This window comes from Bradyrhizobium sp. CCGUVB4N, from assembly GCF_024199945.1.
In the GTDB taxonomy this organism is placed as follows: domain Bacteria; phylum Pseudomonadota; class Alphaproteobacteria; order Rhizobiales; family Xanthobacteraceae; genus Bradyrhizobium.
On sequence record NZ_JANADP010000001.1, the window covers coordinates 7,244,911 to 7,267,892 of the forward strand.

Sequence of the window (22,982 nt, forward strand, 5' to 3'; positions counted from 1 at the left end):
CGCCTATTTTCCCTCGTCCTTGGTCAGCAGCAATTGTCCGCGCTTACGGATGGTCGCCTGCGCCATCTCGGCAAAGCGCTGCAGCAGCCACGGCAACACCACCTGAACCTTGACGTGATCGTCGGCAACGTCGACCTGGCCGCTCGCGATCTGCCCGAGCGCGCGGATGCGGAAATTCATGCTATCGCCGCTCCAGCGCTCCTCTTCGACCTGCATCACGGGAATGCTCGCCGCGGCGCGGCCAAGCCCGGTCTTGAGCCGGCGCACGGCTTCCTCGCGGCCGAGACGATGCGGAATGGAGACGACAAGCGGTTCTGACATGGCCCTGCCCTGTAGTGGCTGATCCTCACATAGTCATGTCGGCCGGAGGGTCAAAGGTTCCATGCAAGTCGGGACCTGTCGACCCGTTTCAAATCCGGAACTTTAAAACCTGCGGCAAGTTGCCCTCGCACAACGGGACAGGTGCAACGACCCTTTCGACAAAGGGCTGGAGGAGATTAGCATGTCTATCGGTACGATCATTCTGATCATCTTGGTTATCGCGCTGCTCGGCGGCTTCAGCGGCATCGGCGGCGGGCCGTTCTACGGCACCGGCTATTACGGCGGCGGTGGCCTCGGACTCGTCATCGTCATCCTGCTGATCTTGCTATTGCTGGGACGGATCTAATACGAGACCTCGTAGGGTGGGCAAAGGCGCAACGCGCCGTGCCCACCCTCACTCTCCGTAACAGACAGATCGTGGGCACGCTTCGCTTTGCCCACCCTACGGGGATCGCGCTCGGAGTTCGCGCCTATTTCATTTTCACCGCAAGCTTCTTCGCCGCCGCCTTGATCGACGCGGCTGCATCGTCATAGCCATCCCACGCCTTCGACCGCGCCAGCAGGCCGGGCACGGTCCGCACCGTGTATTTCTTCGGATCGAGATCGCCCTTCACCTGCGGCCACGTGACCGGCATCGACACGGTCGCACCATCGCGTGCACGCGGCGATAGCGCCGCCACCGCCGTCGACAGGCGATCGTTGCGCAGATAGTCGAGAAAGATCTTTCCGTTGCGGAGCTTCTTCGACATGTTGAGCAGGTAGCGCTCGGGATCGTCATCGGCCATCCACTGGCAGACGCCTTGCGCAAACGCCTTGGCTTCCTTCCAGCTCACCTTGTCGCGCGCGCCGTGAAGGAGCGGCACCACCACGTGCAGGCCCTTGCCACCGGTGGTCTTGCAAAAGCTCTCCATGCCGACATCGGTGAGCCGCTGCCGCATCTCCTTTGCCGCTTCGACGACATCGGCAAATTTGACGTCAGGCGCAGGGTCGAGGTCGAACACCAGGCGGCCCGGCGTGTCATAGGCATCCGGCGCGCAATTCCAGGGATGCAGCTCGACGCCGCCGATCTGCGCGACCGCGGCAAGCCCCTCGACGCGATCGATCTGCAGATACGGTTTGCGATCACCGGACACTTTTGCGAGCTCCAGCAGGTTCGACGTGCCCTGCATGGCATGGCGCTGGAAAAATTTTTCACCGCCGATTCCATCGGGCGCGCGCAGGATGGAGCATGGCCGACCCTTGATATGCGCGATCATCCAGGCGCCGACCGCTTCGAAATAGCGCGCGAGATCGAGCTTGGTGACCCCCTCGCCGTCTCCGCCATCCGGCCACAGCTCCTTGTCCGGTTTCGAGATGACAACGCCCATCACCTCGGCGGTCCCCTTCGCTTTGGCAGGCTTCGCCGCAACGCGCTTCCTGGCGGAGGGCTTGGCGAGCTCGGTATCCGCAGGCGTTTCCGCCTCGACCTCCTCGGCCGGCTTGTCCTGCCGCAGCCCCTTGAAGGCGGCCTGACGGATATTGCCGTCGGCGGTGAACCCGGCGAATTCGATCTCAGCCACCAGCTCGGGCCTGACCCAGTGCACGTCGCGCGTCTTCTTCGGCGCATTCTTGCCGCCGAACGGGCTTTCGTTCGACGCCGCCTCTTTCAGGAGCGGCATGATACGCTTGACCTTGTCGGCGCCAAAACCGGTGCCGACGATGCCGACATAGGCGAGGTGATCGCCGCGATAGACGCCGGCCATCAGCGAGCGGAATTTCCCGGCCGTCGTCTTCCAGCCGCCGATCACGACCTCCTGACCGGCGCGGGACTTTGTCTTAGTCCAGCCTTCTGTGCGCCCCGAGCGGTAGGGTGCATCGAGCTTCTTCGAGACGATGCCTTCCAGCTCGAGCTTTAGGGCCGATTGCAGCACCGTGTCGCCGTCGCTCTCGAAATGTTCGACGTAGCGGATCTGGCTCGATTTGCGCTTGCGTGCCGCCAGAATTTCCCTGAGCCGCGCCTTGCGCTCGCCGAGCGGCAAGCGGCGATAGTCGAGGCCCTCGGCGAACAAGAGATCGAAGGCAAAGAAGATCAGGTCCTCGGTCTTACCGTCGGACAATGCGGCCTGCAGCGACGAAAAATTTGGGGCGCCGCTTTGATCCAGCGCGACGATCTCACCATCGATCATGGCGTCCGGCAGCGCGCCGGCCTCTTGCGCGATCGCGGCGAACTTGTCGGTCCAGTCGAGCCCCGTCCGCGTCTTCAGCGTCGCCTTGCCGCTCTCGACCCGGAGCTGCATGCGATAACCGTCGAACTTGATCTCGTGGCACCAGCTATCGCCTGACGGGGGACGCTCGACCGGCGTACAGAGCTGTGGCGCGATGAAGTCCGGCATTTCAGAGATGCGACTGGCATTCGTTGCCGTCGTAGCCTTCTTCTTCGCGCCCTTGGTTTTGAGGACCGTTCCGGCCTTCAACGCCGCGCGGGGTGCAGCCTTGACCGTACGCCCCTTCGTCTCCTCGGCGCGGTTCGACTGCCAAACGGCATCTGCCTTGCCCTTAGCACCCTTCGCCAGCATGAACGGCTTTGGCGCACGCCCCTTGCCGTCGGCGATCTGCGCCATCGCTCGGCCGGAGGCCACGGATTTGTCCTCCGCCAAAATATCCTCATCCTCGCTGGCATATTCGTCGCGATGCTTTATCAGCAACCAGTTGGTGCGCTTGCCGCCGTCGCGATCATGCCGCATCCGCACCAGCACCCAGCTGCCGTGCAGCTTGTCGCCGTGGAGGGTGAACTTCAGGTCGCCCTTCTTGAAACCGGCCTGGGGATCATCGGATTCCCAGGTGCCGCGGTCCCACAGCATGACCGTTCCGCCGCCATATTGGCCTTCGGGAATGGTCCCTTCGAAATCGCCGTAGTCCAGCGGATGGTCCTCGACCTCGACAGCCAGCCGCTTGTCGTGCGGATCGAGCGATGGCCCCTTCGTGACCGCCCAGGACTTGAACACGCCGTCGAATTCGAGGCGAAAGTCGTAATGCAGCCGGGTGGCGTCATGTTTCTGGATCACGAAACGACGCTGCTTCGACGGCGCGACCGCCGTCTTTCCCGAGGGCTCTGGCGTCTTTTCAAAGTCGCGTTTCTGTCGGTAGGTGGAAAGTTTTCGCAGCACGACCGGTCCCGCATTCTCTCGTCGCTTTGAAGCCTATCACGGCAAAAGTCTCCATCGGAACCAAAACCCGGGGGCCCGGTTGGAGTTCCTGAAAAGCCTTGAAATCGCTGGAGAATGGAATGGCCCCGCGCGCCTATTGGAAGGGAACGTTGAAGCTGTCGCTGGTCAGCTGCCCGGTCGTGCTCTACCCCGCGACCACGACGGCCGAGAAGACCCGCTTTCACATGATCAATCGCGAGACCGGCAACCGGCTCAAGCAGCAGATGGTTGATTCCGAGACCGGCGATGTCGTCGAGAGCGACCAGAAGGGACGCGGCTACGAGCTGCGCAAGGGCAAATATGTCGAGATCGAGCCGGAGGAGCTCGAGGCGATGCAGATCGAGAGCAACCACACCATCGACATCGAAAGCTTCGTGCCGAGCGAGGAGATCGACCAGCGCTACCTCAACCATCCCTATTACATCGCGCCCGAAGGCAAGGCCGCGGTGGATGCGTTTGCCGTGATCCGCGACGCCATGAAGGACCAGGATCGCGTGGCGCTCGCAAAGATCGTGCTGACCAATCGTGAGCACATCATCGCGATCGAGCCGCTCGGCAAGGGCCTGCTCGGCACGACCTTGCGCTTTCCCTACGAGCTACGTGACGAGGACGAATTCTTCGACGACATCAAAAGCCCGAAAATCACCAAGGACATGGTCGAGCTCGCAGGGCACATCCTGCACACCAAGGCCGCCCACTTCGACCCGAGCAAGTTCAAGGACGAGTACGAGACGGCCCTGAAGACCCTGCTGAAGCGCAAGGCCAGCGGCAAGACGATCGCGTTACCGGAGCGAGAGGAACGCCCGAGCAACGTCGTCAGCCTGATGGATGCGCTGAAGCAGAGCCTGAAGGGACGTGGCGGGAAGAAGACGGCAGCGAAGTCGCATGCGCGCCGGGTGACGGGGCGGCAGCGGGCTGCGAAGAAGACGCAGCGGTCGACGGCGCGGCACAGGAAGGCGGGGTGATTTACGCCGTCATTAATGTGAGCGTCGTAGGATGGGTAGAGCGCAGCGAAACCCATCACGCATCTTCAGGCGCGGAGGGATGATGGGTTTCGCTGCGCTCTACCCATCCTACAGATCTGAGTCTCAATCCCCCGCCTTGAGCCGGTACCCGATTCCCGTCTCCGTCAGCACATATTGCGGCCGCTCCGGATCGGCTTCGATCTTCTGGCGAAGCTGGCGGACATAGACGCGGAGATATTGCGCGTCGGTGAGCTCGTCCCAGAGCTCCTTGAGCAGGAATCTGTGGGTCAGCACCTTGCCGGCGTGCTGCACCAGCACGCGCAGAAGGTCGTACTCCTTCGGCGAGAGTTTGACGTCGCGCTCGCCGAGCTTGACGATGCGGCGCACGAGATCAACGGAGAGATCGCCGGTGCGGAAGACCGGTCGTTCGCCCTGCACCTGCAACTGATGCCGCAACGCCGCGCGCAGGCGCGCCAGCAACTCGTCCATGCCGAAAGGCTTGGTCAGATAATCGTCGGCACCGAGATCGAGCGCCTGCACCTTGCCGGCCTCGTCGCCGCGGCTCGACAGCACCACGATCGGAACGTTCTCATTGCGAGCGCGGATGGTGCGCAACAGCTCATGGCCCTGGATATCCGGCAGGCCGAGATCGAGGATGATCAGCGCGGGATCTTCGGTGAGCTTCTCCAGCGCAATCTTGCCGTTCGACGCCTCCAGAATCTCGTAGCCCTGCGTCGAAAGCCCCATCCGCAGCAATTTGCGGATCGGCGGCTCGTCGTCGATCACCAAAACCTTGATCGGGGCAGCACTCATGCGGCGGTATCCAATGCGTGGGTCTGCGCCGGAACGGGCAGACGGATGGTGAGGACCGCGCCGCTCCGGTCGCTGCGGTTGGCGGCCGAAATCGTGCCGCGCATTGCCTCGACGAAGCCGCGCGAGATGGCAAGCCCGAGGCCGGTGCCGGGACGGACATGATCGCCCTTCTGCACGCGATAGAACTTGTCGAACACGCTTTCGAGCTCGTCGGGCGGAATGCCGGCGCCCTCGTCGGCGACCTCCAGCACCACCTGATCGCGCTCGCGCCGGCTCTTGATCGCAATCGTGGTCTCGGGCGGCGAATATTTCGCGGCATTGTCGAGGAGGTTGAACAGCACCTGTTCGAACAGCACGGCATCGAGCTCGAGCATCGGCAGATCGGCGGCCAGCACCAGCTCGACCTTGTGCGCAGTGAGGATTTTCGATGCCCGACGCAGCGCGCTGCCGACGATCTCGCCGAGATCGTGCAGCGCGGTGTTGGGCACAATGGCGCCGGATTCGAGCTTGGTCATGTCGAGCAGATTGGCGATGAAGCGGTTGAGCCGCTCGGATTCGTCGATGACGGTCGCAAGCAGATCGCGCTTTTCGGTGTCGGACAGCGCACCGGCGAGATCGCGCATGGTCGAAGCCGCGCCCAGCACGGAGGCGAGCGGCGTCTTCAGATCGTGCGAGATCGACGTTAACAGCGCGGAGCGCAAGCGCTCGGACTCGACCGTGCGCTTGACGCGATCCATGTCCTCGACCAGCAGCACGCGCTCGATCGCGAGCGCGCCCTGATCGACCAGCGCGTCCAGCAGCCGGCGCTGGTCCGGCGTCAGCAGCGGACCGGTGCGGTCATTGTCGATGCCGATCACCCCGATCGGGCCGCGCCCGGTGCGCATCGGCAGGAACAGGCGCTTGGCGCCCGGCAGCGTATCCGAACCGCGGCCGGCGGAGCGGTCATTGCTCCAGGCCCAATTCGCGGCGGCAAGATCGGCCTGGTCGAGCTGGTCCTCCGGCGGATAGCCGGATTTCACCGTCAAAAGCCCGTCCTCCGGCAGCAGCAGCACGACACGGACCTTCAACATCAGCGCGATCTGATAGGCCGACGCCCACAGCACGTCGTCGAGCGTGGCGGTGCCGGCAAGCTTGCGGCTGAAAGCATAGAGCTGCTCGGTCGTGCGGATGCGGCCGATCGCGGTGTCGGCCTGCGTACGCACGCGCGCCGCGACATTCGACACCAGGATCGCGATCAGCATGAAGAAGAAGAACGCCGCGACGTTGGTCGGGTCCGTGATGGTGAAGGTGTAGACCGGCGGCAGGAAGAAGAAATTATAGGCGAGCGAGGCAGCCAAGCTCGCGAGCAGCGACGGCCACAAGCCGTAGCGCACCGCGACGGCCACCACGGCGGTGAGCAGCACGAGATCCACGTTCTCGATGCCGAAGCGCGGCTGCAGCAGAACCGCGGCGCCGAGGCCGACCAGCACGATGCCCAGCGACTTCAGATAGGGCAGCGGATTGAACGGCTCGGACCGCGCAGCCGTCTGCACCGCCGTCTTCGGCGCTACCTCATCCGGCAGCTCGTCGCCGGGAATGACGTGAACGCTGATATTGCCGGCGCGGCGTACCAGATCATGCACGACCGAGCCGCGCGCCATCTCGAACCAGCGCGAGCGCGTCGACTTGCCGATCACGATCTGGGTGACGTTGTTACCTTGCGCGAAATTGATGACGTCGTCGGCGATGCGGCGGCCGACCGCGGGGATCGTCAACGCCTCGCCGCCAAGCGATTCCGCGAGCCGCAGCGTGTCGGCCAGCCGGTCGCGTTCCTGGTCGGAGAGCTGAAGCGAGCGCCGCGTCTCGATCGAGATCGCTGTGAACGGCGCATGCAGCCGGTCGGCCAGCCGCTTGGTGTAACGCACGAGGCCGGCCGCACGCGGATCCTCGCTGACGCAGACGAGGATGCGCTCGCCCGCAGCCCAGGGGCCGGCGATGGCGTTCGCCTGCATATGCGTGAGCAGTTGCTCGTCGACCCGCTCGGCGGTACGCCGCAATGCGAGCTCGCGCAGCGCGGTCAGATTGCCCGGCGAGAAATAATGCTCCAGCGCCCGCTCGGCCTGCTTGGGGACGTAGACCTTGCCCTCGCGCAGCCGCTGGATCAGATCGTCGGGTGTGAGGTCGATCAGCTCGATCGCATCGGCGCGATCGAAGATCGAATCCGGTACGGTCTCGCGCACCCGCACATGGGTGATCTGCGCGACGACATCGTTCAGGCTCTCGATGTGCTGGATGTTGACGGCGGTGTAGACGTCGATGCCGTGGGAGAGCAGCTCCTCGACGTCGAGATAGCGCTTCGGGTGCCGGCTTCCGGCCGCGTTGGTGTGGGCGAGCTCGTCGACCAAGGCGATCTTCGGACGCCGCGCGATCACGGCATCGAGGTCCATCTCCTCGACGATCTGGCCGCGGTACTCGAGCCGCTTGCGCGGGACCAGTTCAAGCCCGCGCACCAGCGCCTCGGTCTCGGCGCGGCCATGGGTTTCGACGAAGCCGACCACGACATCGATGCCGGCCTTGCGCCTGGCATGGGCGCTTTGCAGCATCTCGTAAGTCTTGCCGACGCCGGGGGCGGCGCCGACGAAGATTTTCAGCTTGCCGCTCGCGCTCTCCTCCCGACGCGCGGCTTCCAGCAGCGCCTCGGGAGACGGACGTTGTTCGGGATCGCGGCGCTGTTGAACCATCAGGCCAATATAATCATCCGGGCATTCCCAGCCTAGAGCGCTACTTCGCGGACGCACGATCCAGTGCGAGGTTCAGGGCAAGAACGTTAACCCGGGGTTCGCCGAGCAGGCCGAGCAGACGGCCCTGGGTGTTGGAGGCGACGAGCGCCTTCAGCGCATCCTCCGACATATTCCGCGCCTTCGCGACGCGCGGCACCTGGAATTGCGCCGCTTCGGGGGAAATATCGGGATCGAGACCGCTGGCCGAGGTCGTGACCAGATCGACCGGCAACGGGGCGTTCGGGTTCTCGGCTTTCAACCTGTCCACATCCTCCTTCAGCCGGTCGGCCAGCGCCTTGCTGGTCGGGCCGAGATTGGAGCCGCCCGAATTGGCGGCGTTGTAGGGGGCCGAGACCGTCTTGGTCGAGTCATTCGGGTCCGGCGCAAGCGTCGCCGAGGGACGGCCGTGGAAATATTTGTCGTCCTTGAATTCCTGGCCGATCAGGGCGGAGCCAACCACCTTACCGTCCTTCTCGATCAGGCTGCCTTTCGCCTGAACGGGGAAGATCGCGCCGGCAATGCCGGTCATGGCGAGCGGATAGGCCAGGCCCGTGATGGCGGTGAGCACCAGCAGGAGGACGATGGCGGGACGGATTTCTCTGAGCATGTGTATCTCCAATGTCTTCGTCGCGGCCCGGGCGCGCGCTGCGCAACCCGGGACGACGGTTAGGCCAGGTGCAAGGCGACGACGACGAGGTCGATCGCCTTGATGCCGATGAAGGGAATGACGATGCCGCCGAGGCCGTAGACCAGCAGGTTGCGCCGAAGCAGCGCACCGGCCCCGACCGCGCGATAGGCGACGCCCTTCAATGCGAGCGGGATCAACCCGATGATGACGAGTGCGTTGAAGATGATCGCCGACAGGATGGCGCTCTGCGGACTCGACAGGTTCATGACGTTGAGCACGTTGAGCTGCGGATAGAACGCCAGGAACATCGCCGGGATGATCGCGAAGTATTTTGCGACGTCGTTGGCGATCGAGAAGGTCGTCAGCGCACCGCGCGTCATCAACAGCTGCTTGCCGATCTCGACCACCTCGATCAGCTTGGTCGGGTTGGAATCGAGATCGACCATGTTGCCGGCCTCGCGCGCGGCCTGCGTGCCGGTGTTCATGGCGACGCCGACATCGGCCTGCGCCAGCGCCGGCGCGTCGTTGGTGCCGTCGCCGCACATCGCGACCAGCTTGCCCTTGGCCTGCTCGTCGCGGATCAGCTTGAGCTTGTCCTCGGGCGTCGCCTGCGCCAGGAAATCGTCGACACCTGCCTCTGCCGCGATCGCGGCGGCCGTCATCGGGTTGTCGCCCGTGATCATGACGGTGCGGATACCCATGCGGCGCAGCTCGGCAAAGCGCTCGCGGATACCGCCCTTGACGATGTCCTTGAGCTGGATAACGCCGAGCAGCCTGCCATCTTTGGCGACCGCGAGCGGCGTCCCGCCGGCCTTCGAGATCTCGTCCGCAATGGTCTGGATTTCACGGCCGATGTCCGAGAGCCCGGCGGGCTGAATGGCGCGCGCCGTATTGCCGGAGGCAACAGCCAGCGGCGCGCCGCCGCCGACATAGTTCAGCATGGCATCCACCGCGCCCTTGCGCACCGACGATCCGCCGGCATCGACGCCGCTCATGCGAGTCTGCGCCGTAAACGGGATGAAGGTGGCGCCAAGTTCGGCCATGTCGCGGCCGCGGATGCCGTACTTCTCCTTGGCCAACACCACGATGGAACGGCCCTCCGGCGTTTCGTCGGCGAGCGAGGCGAGCTGGGCAGCGTCAGCCAGTTCCTGTTCGGTGACGCCGCGAACCGGGCGAAACGCCGTCGCCTGACGGTTGCCGAGGGTGATGGTCCCGGTCTTGTCGAGCAGCAGCGTATCGACGTCGCCGGCGGCCTCCACCGCACGGCCGGACATTGCGAGCACGTTGAAGCGGACCAGACGGTCCATGCCGGCGATGCCGATCGCCGACAACAGCGCGCCGATCGTGGTCGGGATCAGCGTCACGAACAGCGCGACCAGCACAACGACCGAGATCGAGCCGCCGGCATAGGCGGCGTAGCTCGGAATGGTGACGGTGGCGAACACGAAGATGATGGTGAGGCCCGCGAGCAGGATATTGAGTGCGATCTCGTTCGGCGTCTTCGCCCGCTCGGCGCCTTCGACCAGCTTGATCATGCGGTCGATGAAGGTCGAGCCTTGCGCTGCCGTGATGCGGACGCGGATCCAGTCGGACAACACTTGCGTGCCACCGGTCACCGCGGAACGGTCGCCGCCGGACTCGCGGATCACGGGCGCGGATTCGCCGGTGATGGCGGCTTCGTTGACGGAAGCGACACCCTCGATCACCTCGCCGTCCGAGGGGATGGTATCGCCGGCCTCGACCAGCACGATGTCGCCGACCTTCAGGCTCGTTCCCGCCACGAGCTTGAAGTCCCGGCCCGCGCCGGTCAGGAGCTTGGCCTGGCTTTCGGTGCGGGTCTTGCGCAGCGAATCTGCCTGCGCCTTGCCGCGCCCTTCGGCCACGGCTTCGGCGAAATTGGCGAACAACACCGTGAACCAGAGCCAGAGGATGATCTGGAAGGTGAAGCCCAGGTTGGCGCCCCCCGTGAGGAGATCGCGCAGAAAAATCACGGTGGTGAGCGCGGCCACGATCTCGACCACGAACATCACGGGGTTCTTGATCATCAGCCGCGGATCGAGCTTGGTGAAGGACGCGCGGATCGCGGGCACGACGATCTTGGGATCGAGCATCGCCGAGACGGAGGCGCGTTTTTGCAGTTTCATGGTGTCCATGGAGGTCACTCCGACAATCAGAAGACGTTACCGGCGTTCATCGCGAGATGCTCGACGATCGGGCCGAGTGCGAGAGCCGGGAAGAAGGTGAGGCCGCCGATGATCAGGATCACGCCGACGACGAGACCGACGAACAGCCCGCCGGTGGTCGGGAACGTGCCCGCCGACGGCGGAATGGATTTTTTCGCGGCCAGTGAGCCCGCGATCGCCATCGCCGGGACGATCATGAAGAAGCGGCCGACGAACATCGCGCTGGCGAGCGTGAGGTTGTAGAACAAGGTGTTGCCGGTGAGGCCCGCAAACGCCGAGCCGTTATTGCCGGTCGCCGAGGTGAAAGCGTAGAGCACCTCGGTGAAGCCATGCGGGCCGGCATTGGCCATGGAGGCAACCGCCGCCGGATAGACCACGCCGACCGCAGTCCAGCCGAGATACATCAGCGGCAGCACCAGGATCGCGAGCATGGCCATCTTGACCTCGCGCGCCTCGATCTTCTTGCCGACATATTCCGGCGTGCGCCCGACCATCAGGCCGGCGACGAAGATCGCGAGCACGACGAACAGCAGCATGCCGTAGAGGCCGGCGCCGACGCCGCCGATGATGATCTCGCCAAGCTGCATGTTGATCAGCGGGATCATGCCGCCGAGCGCGGTGAAGCTGTCGTGCATGGCATTGACCGCGCCGCAGGAGGCGGCGGTGGTGACGACGGCAAATAGCGAGGACGCCACGATGCCGAAGCGGACTTCCTTGCCCTCCATGTTGCCGCCGGTGAGGCCGAGCGCCTGCAGCGTCGAGGTGCCATTGGCTTCGGCCCAATAGGTGACGGCGACGCCGGCGACGAACAGCACACCCATGACGGCCAGGATCGCCCAGCCCTGACGCTGGTTGCCGACCATGCGGCCGAACACGTTGGTCATGGCCGCGCCGATCAGGAAGATCGACAGCATCTGCACGAAGTTCGACAGCGCGGTCGGGTTCTCGAAGGGGTGTGCGGCGTTGGCATTGAAGAAGCCGCCGCCATTGGTGCCCAGCATCTTGATCGCGACCTGCGAGGCCACCGGGCCGACCGCGATGGTCTGCTTGGCGCCTTCGAGCGTGGTGGCATCGACATAATCGCCGAGCGTCTGCGGCATGCCCTGCGAGATCAGGAACAGCGTGTAGACCACGCAGATCGGCAGCAGCACATAGAGCGTGGTGCGGGTGACATCGACCCAGAAATTACCGACCGTGCGCATCGAGGCACGCGAGAAGCCGCGGATCAGGGCGACTGCCAACGCGATACCAGTGGCAGCCGACAGGAAATTCTGGTGCGTCAGGCCGACCATCTGCACCAGATAGGAGATCGTGCTCTCGCCGCCGTAGTTTTGCCAGTTGGTGTTGGTGATGAAGGAGATCGCGGTGTTGAAGGAGAGATCCTCGGCGACCGCGCCCTGCCCCGCCGGATTGAAGGGCAGCACGGCCTGCAGGCGCATCACGCCGTAGATGATGAGGAAGCCGCCGACATGGAACAGCAGCATGGCGACCGTGTAGGTCAGCCAATGCTGCTCGCGCTTCTCGTCGACGCCTGAGATCCAGTAGATGCCGGCCTCGATCGGGCGCAGCACCGGTGACATAAACGTCCGCTCGCCGTTGAAGACGCGCGTCATGTACCAGCCGAGCGGCTTGGTGAGCGCGACGATGATAACGCAGAAAAGAATGATCTGGAGCCAACCGATCACAGTCATGGCATTAACCCTTCAGGCTTGGTGTCCGGCGCAACAGCGGCAGGAGCACCACAAGCAGGCAGCCGACCAGCGCAATGTCCGCCAGCAGCAATTCGACAAGCTGCAGCACGGCTCAGAACCGTTCCGGCCGCAGCAGCGCGTAGGTGAGGTAGATCAGGAGGCCGAACGAAACGGCGCCGGCGAGCGCATAATCGAAGATCATGGTCCGCTCCCTCACAACCGTTCGCAGGCGTAGGTGTAGCCGATCGCAAGGGCAAAGAAGCCGAAGCCCAGCGCCAGCATCAGAATGTCCATCATGGGATTGCTCCTCGTTGCGTCCCGCTATCGGGAGCAACTCGTTCTCGGGGACCCGGCGGAGCTCGTGGAGAGAATCGCAATGCAATTCCACGGCCCAAGCGGGACTTTTGACCGTGTTGAAGTGCCACCACGGACATAGGTTTTCGAGACGAGGGCTATGGCGAAGTTATAGGAATCTCATAAAGGGCGGGGCAACCGGCGGCGTTTCGCATCACTCATGCGTGAGCGCCCGCATTTATGAAATCTTTATATCTCACGCCCCGCCCCCATCTCGTTTTCCAATGTCCTTCCCGCCATCCTGAAGAGGCCGGCCGACTGACCGACGCCAATTCCAGGAGGCCCGAGATGACCGCCCTACGACTCTACGATTTGCCTGCGCTTGGCGACCGACTGCGCAATGCGCAGGGCATGACGCGGCCGTTGATGCTCGAGATCATCGACAGAGCCTGCCGCCGCTTTCCCTCGCTCGGACAGACCGAGCGCACCGCCCGCCTCATGCGCCTGATCGACGCGGAAGCCTGGGCCGATGCGGCGCTGGGGCTGATGGAGCTCGAACTGCCGCTGTGGCATGTCCGCCGTATCGCCTATGACGAAGGTGAATGGCATTGCGCGCTCTCGCGTGAGCGCGAGTTGCCGGATTGGCTCGACGCAGCTGTCGAGGGATGCCACGGCGACCTCGCAATCGCGCTGCTTTCGGCCTTCGTCGAAGTCCAGGCATTGGCCGTGGAAGCATCCCGACCGAGCGTTCCCAGCGTACGCCCCGCTCCGGACTCGCTGTACGAACCGGTCGCCTGCGAGAATTTCAGCTGATCGAACACCAGGCCCTCATACGAGGCCTTATGGCGCTCCTATGAGATCGCCGCGCGCCCTCTCTCGAAATCCTATCCCTTCGAAAAGATATTGATGCGGCGGTTGCGGGAGGAGATCCCGCAGGCCGCATCAATTGGAAGGACCAAATCCGTGAAACTCGTCGAACCTCCCTCGTGCAGCTCCCTCTCAAGCATCGTCTTCATCGGCCGGAACCACAGGGGACAGTGGGTCGCGCAGGAGCAGAACGGCCTCTATGGCGGCCTGTTCGTCAGCCGCGCCCAGGCCATCAAATACGCACTGTTCGAGAACGGACAGCATCCCGAGACCATCGTCGAGCTGCCGCGCGAGATCGAGCTCGACATGGGCAGACACCCCGACCTCTCGCAGCGCGCCGCCTGAGCGGACCGCATTCGGCGAGTAAGCCATGTTCATTCCTCCCTCAGCCTGGTTCACCGGCTTCATTCCGGATCTGCCGACGCCGTTCGACGCGGCTGACACGATCGACCTCAAGGCGTTCGCCGCACTCTGCGAGCGCCAGGTTGCGGCCGGCGTTCCCGCGCTCGTGGTTTGTGAGACGGCGGGCGAGGCACCGACGCTCTCACCCGCCGAGCAGGAGCTCGTCATTCGCACCGCGGTCGACGTCGCCCGCGGTCGGTCGCGGGTCATCGCGGGCGCGATGTCGAATGCCACCGGCCGCGCCGTCGAACTCGCGCGGCGCGCGGAAGCGGCCGGCGCCGACGCCATCATGTCGGTGGTGCCCGCCTACAACAAGCCGATGCAGGAGGGGATGCTCGCGCATTTCCGCACCATTGCCGGCTCGACCGGACTGCCGGTGATCCTGCACGACATTCCCTCCCGCACGTTGCGCCCACTCGCGGACGAGACCCTTTTGCGTCTCGTCGAGTCGCGCCAGTTCGTCGGCCTGCGGGATGGCGGCGGCGACACCACCCGCCCGATGCGCCTGAGCCGGCTGCTGCCGGCGGGCTTTCGGCTGCTGTCCGGCGAGGACGCCACCAGTTTCGGCTACATCTCCGGCGGCGGCGATGGTGCGATCTCGGAAGTTTCCAACATCGCGCCGGATCTATGCCGGACGATCTTCTCGCAGGTCAGGCAAGGCCGCCTGCAAACAGCGCGCTACCTGCACAAGCGCCTCGTCCCGCTGATGACCTGCCTCTCCCGGGAAAGCCCGGCCGCGCTCAAATACGCCCTGAGCGTGCTTGGCGTGATGTCGGCCGCGACACGGCTGCCGATCGTGCCGCTGGACGCGGCCGCACAGAGAGAGGTTGTACGCGCATTTGCCGCGATCGCCGACGAGGATCTGATCGACAACGTCGGCGCGTAGAGCGCGCCTTTATGGCGCTCCTATATGACGGCGCCGCCGCCCGTCTCGCATTCATATGCCGCAATACTCATCATGAGAGGCAGGTTGGAGCGACGGTCTCGTCGCCCCACAGACAAGGACTTCTGACATGTCGATGCTGACTCAGGGCTTTGAACGGTCCTCCAACTGGGCTGAACGCCCGGTTCGGATCCCTGGTGAGCGCAAAGCCCAACTCAAGCGCGTCGCGATGCGCACACTCGCGGTGCTCACGATGGGAAGCGTGCTCACGGCGCTGATCGCGCTGAAGACCGCGATCTTCGTCTGGCACCTCCACGCCTGAAGTCCCGGTGACCACCATGACCTTGCAGATGTGTGAGGAGGCCGCCATGGCCGCAATTGCTCTCCAAGCCACTCACCGCCAGAAGCGGCAGGTGCCGGCGGCGGAACTCAGGCCGCTCGATCCCGATGTGATCAGCGACGCCATTCCCGCCTTTTTCATCGGACGCAACCGGGCCGGCCTCTGGGTCGCCCGCGAGGCGCACGGACGCATCGGCGGCCTGTTCCTGTTCAAGAGTTCGGCCGTCGATTTCGCCCACCGTCAGAGCCGGCCGGCGCGCTGCGCGCTGGTGTTTCCCACCGAGACCTTCGAGCTCGACATCGAGAACCACGGCAATCCGCTGATCGTGCTCGTGGCGCGGTTCCTGAGGCGGTAGCATGCCGCTCTTCAAGGGACATCTCGAGCACGCGGTCACCACGACGATCCTGACCATGACGCTCAGCCTGGTCTGGGGTGCGGTCCTGACGATCGTGATCACGCTCGCTGCCCGCGGGCTTGGCGTCTAGACTTCACGGCGATCGACCGCGAATTGACCATGGCTGCCTACGAGGCAAGCAACCGGGCGCGAATGGCGGGTCGCAGAGCCCGGCCAGGCCGCCCCTCGTTGCGGAAAACGTCCGGCCGATCTGGCGCAGTTTCGTGGAACCGTGTAGATCGGTTTCATGAGCACAAGCAGCGTCAACGTCGTCGCCCACCCCCTGGTCCAGCACAAGCTTTCCCTGATGCGGGAGAAGGACCGCTCGACCAAGAGCTTTCGCGAGATCCTGAACGAGATCGGGATGCTGCTCGGCTACGAGGTGACGCGCGACCTGCCGCTGGAGCTGGTCGAGATCGAGACGCCGATCGCGCCGATGCAGGCGCCGAAGATCGCCGGCAAGAAGCTCACGCTGGCGCCGATCCTGCGCGCCGGCGTCGGCTTCCTCGACGGCATGCTGGCGCTGATGCCCTCGGCCCGCATCGCCCATATCGGGCTCTACCGCGATCCTGATACGCTGCAGGCCGTGGAATATTACTTCAAGGCGCCGCAGGATCTGTCCGACCGCACCGTGATCCTGATGGACCCGATGCTGGCGACCGGCAATTCGGCCTGCGCCGGCGCCTCGCTGCTCAAGGACCGCGGTGCCCGCGACATCCGCTTCGTCTGCCTGCTGGCGGCGCCCGAGGGCGTTGCGAAGTTCCAGGACGAACACCCGGACGTGCCGGTCTGGACCGCCGCGATCGACGAACGGCTCAACGACCACGGCTACATCGTGCCGGGGCTGGGCGATGCCGGCGACCGGATGTTCGGCACCAAGTAGACAGCTTTGCGCGATCGGGCTACTCCGGTCGCCATGCAAGCCGACCATGTTTCACTGCAATCGCTGATCGGATCGGAGACGGCCGCCGGTCCTGCCTTCGTGTTCGACGGCAAACCCGTCTCGCGCGCGGAGTTTTCAGGGATGGTCGCGCAGACCACGGCCTGGCTCGCCGCGCAGGGTATCGGCAAGGGCGACGTCGTCGCCGTCTGGCTGATCAACCGGGTCGAATGGATCACGCTGCTGTTCGCCGCCGCCCGGCTGGGTGCGGTCGTCGCGGCCGTCAACACCCGCTACCGCAGCGCGGAAGTGGCACATCTCCTGAAACTGTCGGGCGCCAAGCTGCTGGTTGTCGAGGCGGCGTTTCGCTCGATCGATTTCGCTTCCATTCTCTCCGATATCCCCGGGGCCGATGTCCCCGCGCTGCAAAAGCTCGCGGTGGTCGGCGCGGATGCGATCCCCGCGCAATGGCCGTGCGTGCGGTTCGATGCGTTCGAGAAGCGCTATCCGCCGGCTCCGACCCTGGTGGACGACGTCAACCTCCCCGTGCTGCTCTACACCACATCCGGCACGACCAAGGGACCCAAGCTCGTCGCGCACTCGCAGCGAACGCTGGCGACCCACGCCAACGCAATTGCCAAGGCGCTCCAGCTCGCGCCGCAGCGTCACTCGCTGCTCGCAATGCTGCCGTTCTGCGGCACCTTTGGTATGACGAGCCTGCTCGGCTTCATCGCAGCCGGCGCGACCGTCCACGTGCTCGACGCCTTCGAGGCCGCACCGGCGCTGAAAATCCTCAGCGCGCACAGGATCACGCATTCCTTCGGCTCCGACGAGATGTTCCGCCGCATCCTCGCCCTCACAGACGCGCAGCGGCCCTTTCCGCATCTCGAAGTCTGCGGCTTCGCAGCGTTCCAGCCCGGCTGGCGCGAGCTGGCCGCAGAGGCCGAAGCGCGCGGCCTGCCGCTATTCGGCCTCTATGGTTCGAGCGAGGTGCAGGCGTTGTTTTCGATCGCCCACACAAGCGACGCCTTCGCCGATCGTATCGAGGGCGGTGGCTGGCCAATGTCCCCCGAGGCCAAGGTCCGCGTGCGCGATACCGAGACCGGCGGGCTTGCCGCGCAAGGCGTCTCCGGCGAGATCGAGATCAGCGCGCCGTCGCGCTTCCTCGGCTATTTCAACAACCCCGATGCGACGCGCGATGCGATCACCGCGGACGGCTTCTTCCGCACCGGCGACATCGGCCGGCTGCGCGACGGCGCCTTCGTCTATGAGACCCGCGCCGGCGATGCGATGCGGCTCGGCGGCTTCCTGGTCGCGCCCGGCGAGATCGAGGACGAGCTCAAGTCCTGTACCGGCGTCGCTGATGCCCAGGTCGTCGCGGTCGACCTGAAGGGCCAGGCGCGCTGCGTCGCCTTTGTCATCGCGGCCGGCACTTCGCCGCACCAGGAGGTGCTGACGGCACGCCTGCGTGAGCGGCTCGCCGGCTACAAGGTCCCGGCACGGATCTATGTCGTGGACGCCTTCCCGGTGACCGACAGTGCCAACGGCGTCAAGATCCAGCGCGCAAAACTTCGCGCCATGGCGATGGAACGGATCGCGGCTGAATAAGCGTCGCCTATTTCAGATAGCTCGCCAGATTCATGCTGAGGATCTTGGACATCGCCGAATACGACGCGGTGAGCTGGGCCTGATAGGTCGAGAGCTGGGCGGTGATGGCCGCGACATCGACGCCGGTGAGGTCGTTCGACAGGCTTTCGGCGTAGCTCTTGTAGTCGGTCTGTTGCGTGCTCGCCGACTCGATCGAGGACGCCGAGCTGGAGAGTTTTGCCTGCACCGCCGCGGTGTCGTCGAGCGCCGTGCTGGCGAGATCGAGCGCGCTGGAAATGTCCGAGGACGACAGCGAGGTGCTGTTGGCTACGTATTTCAGCACGCGCATGACTTCCTCGAACGCCGAATTGTCGGCGGTGACGCCATACGACACCGTGTTGTCGGCGGCGACGCGCACCGAGGCGATTTCGTCATCGCCGTTGTAATAGCTGGTATCCGCCGTGGTGGTGGAACCCGTGCCCGACGAAAAGCTGGTGAGGTCGACCGGCGCCGTATCCGTCTTGCCGCCGGCAAAGACATATTGGCCATCATACTGCGTGTTCATCAGCGAGCCCATCTGCTCCAGCATCTGCTGGGCGGACGAGATCACCGAGTTCGTTTCGGTCGAGCTCCCGGTCGAGGCAGCGCTGAGCTGGGAGCGGAGTTGCGTGATGATGTCCGTCATCGAGCCGACGGCCGAATACATCACCTGAACCTTGCTGTCGGCCAGCGTGGCCGCATCGATATAGGACTGCGCGCGCGTCACCGAGACCTGGAGGTTGACAACATGCTGCGCGTTCGAGCCGTATCCGCCGAAATCGGTCGAGATGACGCCCGACGATTCCTGGACCTGCTCGTTGGCCATGACCGACTCCACACGCATCGCGTCGGCGATCATCTTGCTCGACTGGGCGAAGGTGGCAATCCGCATCGCGACCATGGAGCTGCTCCCCCGCGCTTTACGACGACTGCACGGCGGTGATCAGCGCCGAGTACATGCTGTTGATGGCCGAGATCAACGCGGAGGCCGCCGTGTATTGGTTTTGCAGCGTGCTCAGATTGGCCGATTCTTCGTCGAGGTTGACGCCCGACTGCGACGAGAGCGAGCTCGCATAGGTCGACTGCGCGGTCTCCTTGGCGGTGTAGTTGGTGGACGCCTGCGAGGCCTTGCTCGCGACGTCGGCCACGATGGTCGAGGCATAGTCGGCAAGGGAGCCGGTGGTGGCGGCGAGCCCTCCCGTGGACGCAAACGTGCGCGAGGCCGTCAATGCGCTGTAAAATGAATTGACCACGGTCGCAGATCCCGAGGTCAGGACGCTGCTGCCGACCGTGAGGGTCGACGAGGAGTCCAGCGTGGCGAGCTGCAGCTCATTGGTGCCGGACAGGATGCTACTGTTGACCGCGATATCCGACGCGCTCGTTCCGGTCACGAGATCGTTGAGGCCAAAATAGTCGGAAAATCCCTCGCTCGAGCTACCGACCGAGCTGGTCATCTCGTTGATGGCAACGCCGTTGCCCGAGCCTGTCGCCGTGATTGAAAGATGGCCATTCGAATCGACCGACGCCGACATCCCGGAAATGCCATTGATGGCGGTGACGAGATCGCCGACCGTGGAATAGGACGACAGGTCCAGATCGCTGTAGGAGACCAGGTTGCCGCTCTGGTCGGTCACGGCAAGACGCACTGTGCCGGTGGCGGACAACGGCGTGGCGCTGGTGACACTGGTCGTTCCGGTCAGGCTGGTCGGCGCCGGCACCGATGACGCGCTGTTCGAGACGGTGTTGACCGCGGAAGCAAGTTGCGTCGCGAGCTGGTCGAGCTGGGACTGTGCCGCCGGCAGGGTCTTGTCGCGAAGCGTGATCAGCGCGCCGATGTCGCCTCCGGTGATCTGGGAAGTAATGTCGACGCCGTTCACCGTGATCGCGCTGAAACCGCTCGACGAGGAGCCCGCGGTGTAGGTCGTCGACGACGACACGTTGGCGGCGGCGGTATAGCTGATCTTGTGTGCGGAAGAGTCGACCAGCGCCTGCCCGGTCGTGGTGTAGATCTGGAGATCGCCGTTCGACGCCGTGTAGTAGCTGACGTTCATCTTGGAGGCGACGTCCTGCAGCGCGGTGTTGCGCTGGTCCTCCAGGTCCGCGGTCGACTGCCCGGTTGCCGCCGTCTGCTTGATCTCCGCGTTCAGATCCGCGATGTTCTGCAAGTCCGTATTGACGTCGTCGATCGAGGACGAGATATCCTGGTCGGCGTTGGAGCGGAGCTTTTGGATGCCGCTCGAGGTCTCCCGCAACTGGCTCGTGACGTCGTCGAGCGCGCTGATGACGTTGGATTGCAGCGAGGCGCTGCTCGGCGTGCTTGCCAGCGACGACAGCGCCGATTCCAGCGAAGCGATGTTGTTGGCCAGCGAGGTCCCGGTCGACGAGCTGTCCGTGCTACTGGTCGAGCCGTAGAGCTTCTCCAGCGAGGTCAGATAGCTATTGGTCGTGTCGGCCGAACCGAGATCGGAGTCGGCGCCGACCAGCGACTTCAGCAGCAGCTTGTCGACCGTCGAGGTGATGCCCGTCACCGTGACGCCGGTACCGACGCCGTTGGTGACGCTGCTCGACTGGTTCGCGGTCTTCTTGGTATAGCCCGTCGTGTCGGCGTTCGAAATGTTCGACGACGTCACGCTGATCTGCACCGACGTGGACGACAGGCCGCTGAAGGCGATCGATCGTGCGATATCGAGCGACACGGCGGACTCCCCCTGCTCGTCAGGCGCTGCGGCTGGTGCCGCTGGAGACGGCGCGTGCGGCCACCCGGCCGGAGGCGCCATAGGGCGACACCGCCGCGATCTGCTCGCGGATCGCCTGCATGACCGCTTCGATCCGGCGATTGCTGGCCTCGATCGCGGCGCGCAGGCGCACCAGATTTTCGTCCATCGCCGCGCGCAGCTTCAGGATCCGATCCAGGAGCTGCTCGCGCAGGATCCGGTCCCGCACGGTCAGCGTGGTCCCGCCCGCCGCACATTCGGCGACGGATCGTTCGAAAATCTCCGCCAGCCGGTTCTTCTCGTCGACCTGCTTCAGGCGTGAGGCCGGAAGGCCCTTGGCGAGCTCGGCATTCTCTTCCGCGACCAGCGCGGTCAGGACGTCGATCAGTCCGATCAGCGACTTGATCCGGGCGTCGCCACTTGCGGCGTTGGTCCGCGTGGCTTGGCTATTGGCTTGGGCTACACTCATGGTCATCGCCTTCTTCTAATTATGCCGTTTGCCGCGATGGGCTTGCGAGTTGCGCAGATAAGCACCGATCGCGGTCGTCCTGACGGTCGCCTGTCTCATCTCGCCCTCGACCTCTGCGCATTCCTTCAACAGGCCGCGGCGGGTCGTCTCGATATCGTCGAGCAAGGCAAGCAGCTGTCTGTGGTCGGTGTCCTTCACGGTTGCGGCCCGGGCCACCAGCCGTCGCAGCCGGCGCAGCAGCGCTTCTCCGGCGGCCTTGGCCTCCTCGCTGCGCATCGCTCACCTCATCGCCGAGATCAGGGTGTCGTACATCTTGCTGACCGTGGAGATGACCTGGGAGGCGGCCGAATAAGCCTGCTGCGCCGAGATCATGCTCGAGAACTGGCTGGAGGTGTCGGTGGTCGAGGATTCCAGCTCGCTGCCATAGATCGTGCCCGCGCCGTTCTCGCCGGACGCCTGCAGTGCGGCATTGCCCGACGTCACGGTCGCGGAATAGAGACCGTCGCTGGCGGCGGAAAGCCCGGTTGGATCGGCGAAGGTTGCCACCGCGATCTTGTAGATCGCGATGGTCTGGCCATTGGAATAGGTGGCGTCGACAACGCCGTTCTTGCCGATCGAGATGCTGGACAACTTGCCGTAGGACAGGCCGTCCGAGGAGATGCTGGTGACGTTGACGGTCGGCGTTGTCTCGCCCGAGGCGTATTGTGTGAGACCGTCCGTGCCTCCGGCGGTACCGAGGCTCATCGTGATCGTGCTGTCCGCTGCACCATCGGTCCAGCCCGTCACCGCGACGGTCGCCGGGCTCGGGCTGGTGCTGGCAAGCGAGCCGTCGCTGTTGAAGGTGATGGCGATCGTGCCCGAGGCCGTGCCGGTCGCGGTCGTGGTATCCGACGTCGAGGTCGGATTGGCGAAGCTCGCGCTCCACGTGTTCGTCCCGGTCTTGGTCCAGGTGACCTGCATCGAGTTCGCCGCACCGAGCGAATCGTAGACGGTCATCGAGCTGGTATAGGTATCGCCGGTCGCTGCATCCGACGGCAGGTTCGCCGCAATCGTGGTCTTGGTTGTGGCGCTGCCGCTGGTCGAGGCGACCTGGGTGTTGATGGCTTCGAGATTGCTCGCCGATTCATTGCCGACGACGTTGCCGTCCGAATCGGTGCGCCATCCCTCGAGGTAGCTGCCATTGTTCTCGAGATAGCCGGCGTTGTCGGTCGAAAAGGCGCCGTTGCGCGTATAGGACGTGGTGCCGCCCGACGTGGCGCTGGTCACGACGAAGAAGCCCGAGCCCTGGATCGCGACGTCGGTCGCGTTGGAGGTCGCGGCAAGCAGGCCTTGCTGGGTGATGTTGGCGCGACCCGAAACGGTGACGCCGCCCGAGGCATAGGAGGTCGCGTTGCTCGACGCGGTCACGAGGTCGTCGAACATCGCCGACGTCGTCTTGTAGCCGGTCGTGCTGGTATTGGCGATGTTGTCGCTGATCATCGACAGGGACTGGCTCTGCGCGCTGAGCGCGGAGATCGCCGAAGAGAGTGCACCGGTGAGACTCATGAAGAAACTCCAGAGGGATCAGG

Annotated in this window: 23 protein-coding genes; 10 read left to right on the top strand and 13 right to left on the bottom strand. The window is 64.5% G+C overall.

Annotated features, from left to right (window positions below; genetic code table 11):
* Window positions 1-3: 3 nt before the first annotated feature.
* On the bottom strand, window positions 4-321 hold the full coding sequence (locus tag NLM31_RS33590) for a polyhydroxyalkanoic acid system family protein (protein ID WP_254195048.1): 318 nt from the start codon (window positions 319-321) through the stop codon (window positions 4-6).
* Between the two features lie 181 nt (window positions 322-502).
* Between NLM31_RS33590 and NLM31_RS33595 the strand changes: the two genes are divergently transcribed.
* Window positions 503-667: a DUF3309 family protein gene (locus NLM31_RS33595; RefSeq protein ID WP_007595743.1), complete on the top strand. Its 165-nt coding sequence runs from the start codon at window positions 503-505 to the stop codon at window positions 665-667.
* A gap of 124 nt (window positions 668-791) precedes the next feature.
* Here NLM31_RS33595 and ligD read toward each other — a convergent pair whose 3' ends face one another.
* The gene (gene ligD, locus NLM31_RS33600) at window positions 792-3,467 is read right to left on the bottom strand and encodes a DNA ligase D (protein WP_254195049.1); all 2,676 of its coding nucleotides are present in this window, start codon (window positions 3,465-3,467) and stop codon (window positions 792-794) included.
* Window positions 3,468-3,586: 119 nt separating this feature from the next.
* Between ligD and NLM31_RS33605 the strand changes: the two genes are divergently transcribed.
* Entirely contained in the window at window positions 3,587-4,471 is an 885-nt protein-coding gene (locus NLM31_RS33605; RefSeq protein ID WP_254195050.1) for a Ku protein, read from the top strand.
* 123 nt (window positions 4,472-4,594) lie between these two features.
* On the opposite strand, the gene NLM31_RS33610 is transcribed toward NLM31_RS33605, so the two are convergent.
* The 6 genes from NLM31_RS33610 to NLM31_RS33635 form a co-directional block, all read right to left on the bottom strand.
* On the bottom strand, window positions 4,595-5,284 hold the full coding sequence (locus tag NLM31_RS33610; RefSeq protein ID WP_254133565.1) for a response regulator: 690 nt from the start codon (window positions 5,282-5,284) through the stop codon (window positions 4,595-4,597).
* Window positions 5,281-8,004, bottom strand: a complete 2,724-nt coding sequence (locus NLM31_RS33615) for a sensor histidine kinase KdpD (protein ID WP_254133566.1) — start codon at window positions 8,002-8,004, stop codon at window positions 5,281-5,283. Before NLM31_RS33615 ends, NLM31_RS33610 begins: the two co-directional genes overlap by 4 nt.
* Window positions 8,005-8,044: 40 nt before the next feature.
* Window positions 8,045-8,650, bottom strand: a complete 606-nt coding sequence (locus NLM31_RS33620) for a K(+)-transporting ATPase subunit C (protein ID WP_254133567.1) — start codon at window positions 8,648-8,650, stop codon at window positions 8,045-8,047.
* Between the two features lie 59 nt (window positions 8,651-8,709).
* Window positions 8,710-10,824, bottom strand: a complete 2,115-nt coding sequence (kdpB, locus tag NLM31_RS33625) for a potassium-transporting ATPase subunit KdpB (protein WP_254195051.1) — start codon at window positions 10,822-10,824, stop codon at window positions 8,710-8,712.
* A 17-nt stretch (window positions 10,825-10,841) separates the two neighbouring features.
* Window positions 10,842-12,545, bottom strand: a complete 1,704-nt coding sequence (gene kdpA / locus NLM31_RS33630; protein ID WP_254195052.1) for a potassium-transporting ATPase subunit KdpA — start codon at window positions 12,543-12,545, stop codon at window positions 10,842-10,844.
* A 112-nt stretch (window positions 12,546-12,657) separates the two neighbouring features.
* Window positions 12,658-12,747 carry a K(+)-transporting ATPase subunit F gene (locus tag NLM31_RS33635; protein WP_035698142.1) on the bottom strand — a complete coding sequence of 30 codons (90 nt, stop codon included), beginning with the start codon at window positions 12,745-12,747 and terminating at the stop codon, window positions 12,658-12,660.
* 440 nt (window positions 12,748-13,187) lie between these two features.
* Here NLM31_RS33635 and NLM31_RS33640 point away from each other — a divergent pair, with 440 nt between their 5' ends.
* The 8 genes from NLM31_RS33640 (at window position 13,188) to NLM31_RS33670 (ending at window position 18,213) form a co-directional block, all read left to right on the top strand.
* Window positions 13,188-13,652, top strand: coding sequence for a hypothetical protein (locus NLM31_RS33640; protein ID WP_254195053.1), 465 nt, complete (start codon window positions 13,188-13,190; stop codon window positions 13,650-13,652).
* Between the two features lie 150 nt (window positions 13,653-13,802).
* The gene (locus tag NLM31_RS33645) at window positions 13,803-14,051 is read left to right on the top strand and encodes a hypothetical protein (RefSeq protein WP_254133571.1); all 249 of its coding nucleotides are present in this window, start codon (window positions 13,803-13,805) and stop codon (window positions 14,049-14,051) included.
* 25 nt (window positions 14,052-14,076) lie between these two features.
* The gene (gene dapA / locus NLM31_RS33650) at window positions 14,077-14,994 is read left to right on the top strand and encodes a 4-hydroxy-tetrahydrodipicolinate synthase (RefSeq protein ID WP_254195054.1); all 918 of its coding nucleotides are present in this window, start codon (window positions 14,077-14,079) and stop codon (window positions 14,992-14,994) included.
* Between the two features lie 127 nt (window positions 14,995-15,121).
* Window positions 15,122-15,313: a hypothetical protein gene (locus NLM31_RS33655; protein WP_254195055.1), complete on the top strand. Its 192-nt coding sequence runs from the start codon at window positions 15,122-15,124 to the stop codon at window positions 15,311-15,313.
* A gap of 16 nt (window positions 15,314-15,329) precedes the next feature.
* Complete coding sequence (locus NLM31_RS33660; RefSeq protein ID WP_254196316.1) at window positions 15,330-15,686, top strand: hypothetical protein; 357 nt, start codon at window positions 15,330-15,332, stop codon at window positions 15,684-15,686.
* A 1-nt stretch (window position 15,687) separates the two neighbouring features.
* Window positions 15,688-15,816: a hypothetical protein gene (locus NLM31_RS43120; protein ID WP_256561928.1), complete on the top strand. Its 129-nt coding sequence runs from the start codon at window positions 15,688-15,690 to the stop codon at window positions 15,814-15,816.
* 156 nt (window positions 15,817-15,972) lie between these two features.
* Complete coding sequence (gene upp / locus NLM31_RS33665) at window positions 15,973-16,608, top strand: uracil phosphoribosyltransferase (protein ID WP_254133574.1); 636 nt, start codon at window positions 15,973-15,975, stop codon at window positions 16,606-16,608.
* Window positions 16,609-16,641: 33 nt separating this feature from the next.
* A complete protein-coding gene (locus NLM31_RS33670; RefSeq protein ID WP_254195056.1) occupies window positions 16,642-18,213 on the top strand; it encodes an AMP-binding protein in 1,572 nt (523 codons plus the stop codon).
* A 7-nt stretch (window positions 18,214-18,220) separates the two neighbouring features.
* Here NLM31_RS33670 and NLM31_RS33675 read toward each other — a convergent pair whose 3' ends face one another.
* The 5 genes from NLM31_RS33675 to flgE are packed head-to-tail and all read right to left on the bottom strand — an operon-like array spanning window position 18,221 to window position 22,959.
* The gene (locus NLM31_RS33675) at window positions 18,221-19,132 is read right to left on the bottom strand and encodes a flagellin (protein ID WP_254195057.1); all 912 of its coding nucleotides are present in this window, start codon (window positions 19,130-19,132) and stop codon (window positions 18,221-18,223) included.
* A gap of 19 nt (window positions 19,133-19,151) precedes the next feature.
* Entirely contained in the window at window positions 19,152-20,927 is a 1,776-nt protein-coding gene (gene flgK / locus NLM31_RS33680) for a flagellar hook-associated protein FlgK (protein ID WP_254195058.1), read from the bottom strand.
* 19 nt (window positions 20,928-20,946) lie between these two features.
* A complete protein-coding gene (locus tag NLM31_RS33685; RefSeq protein ID WP_254133578.1) occupies window positions 20,947-21,420 on the bottom strand; it encodes a flagellar protein FlgN in 474 nt (157 codons plus the stop codon).
* A gap of 9 nt (window positions 21,421-21,429) precedes the next feature.
* Complete coding sequence (locus NLM31_RS33690) at window positions 21,430-21,690, bottom strand: hypothetical protein (protein ID WP_254195059.1); 261 nt, start codon at window positions 21,688-21,690, stop codon at window positions 21,430-21,432.
* A 3-nt stretch (window positions 21,691-21,693) separates the two neighbouring features.
* Window positions 21,694-22,959, bottom strand: a complete 1,266-nt coding sequence (flgE, locus tag NLM31_RS33695) for a flagellar hook protein FlgE (protein WP_254133580.1) — start codon at window positions 22,957-22,959, stop codon at window positions 21,694-21,696.
* Window positions 22,960-22,982 lie beyond the last annotated feature (23 nt).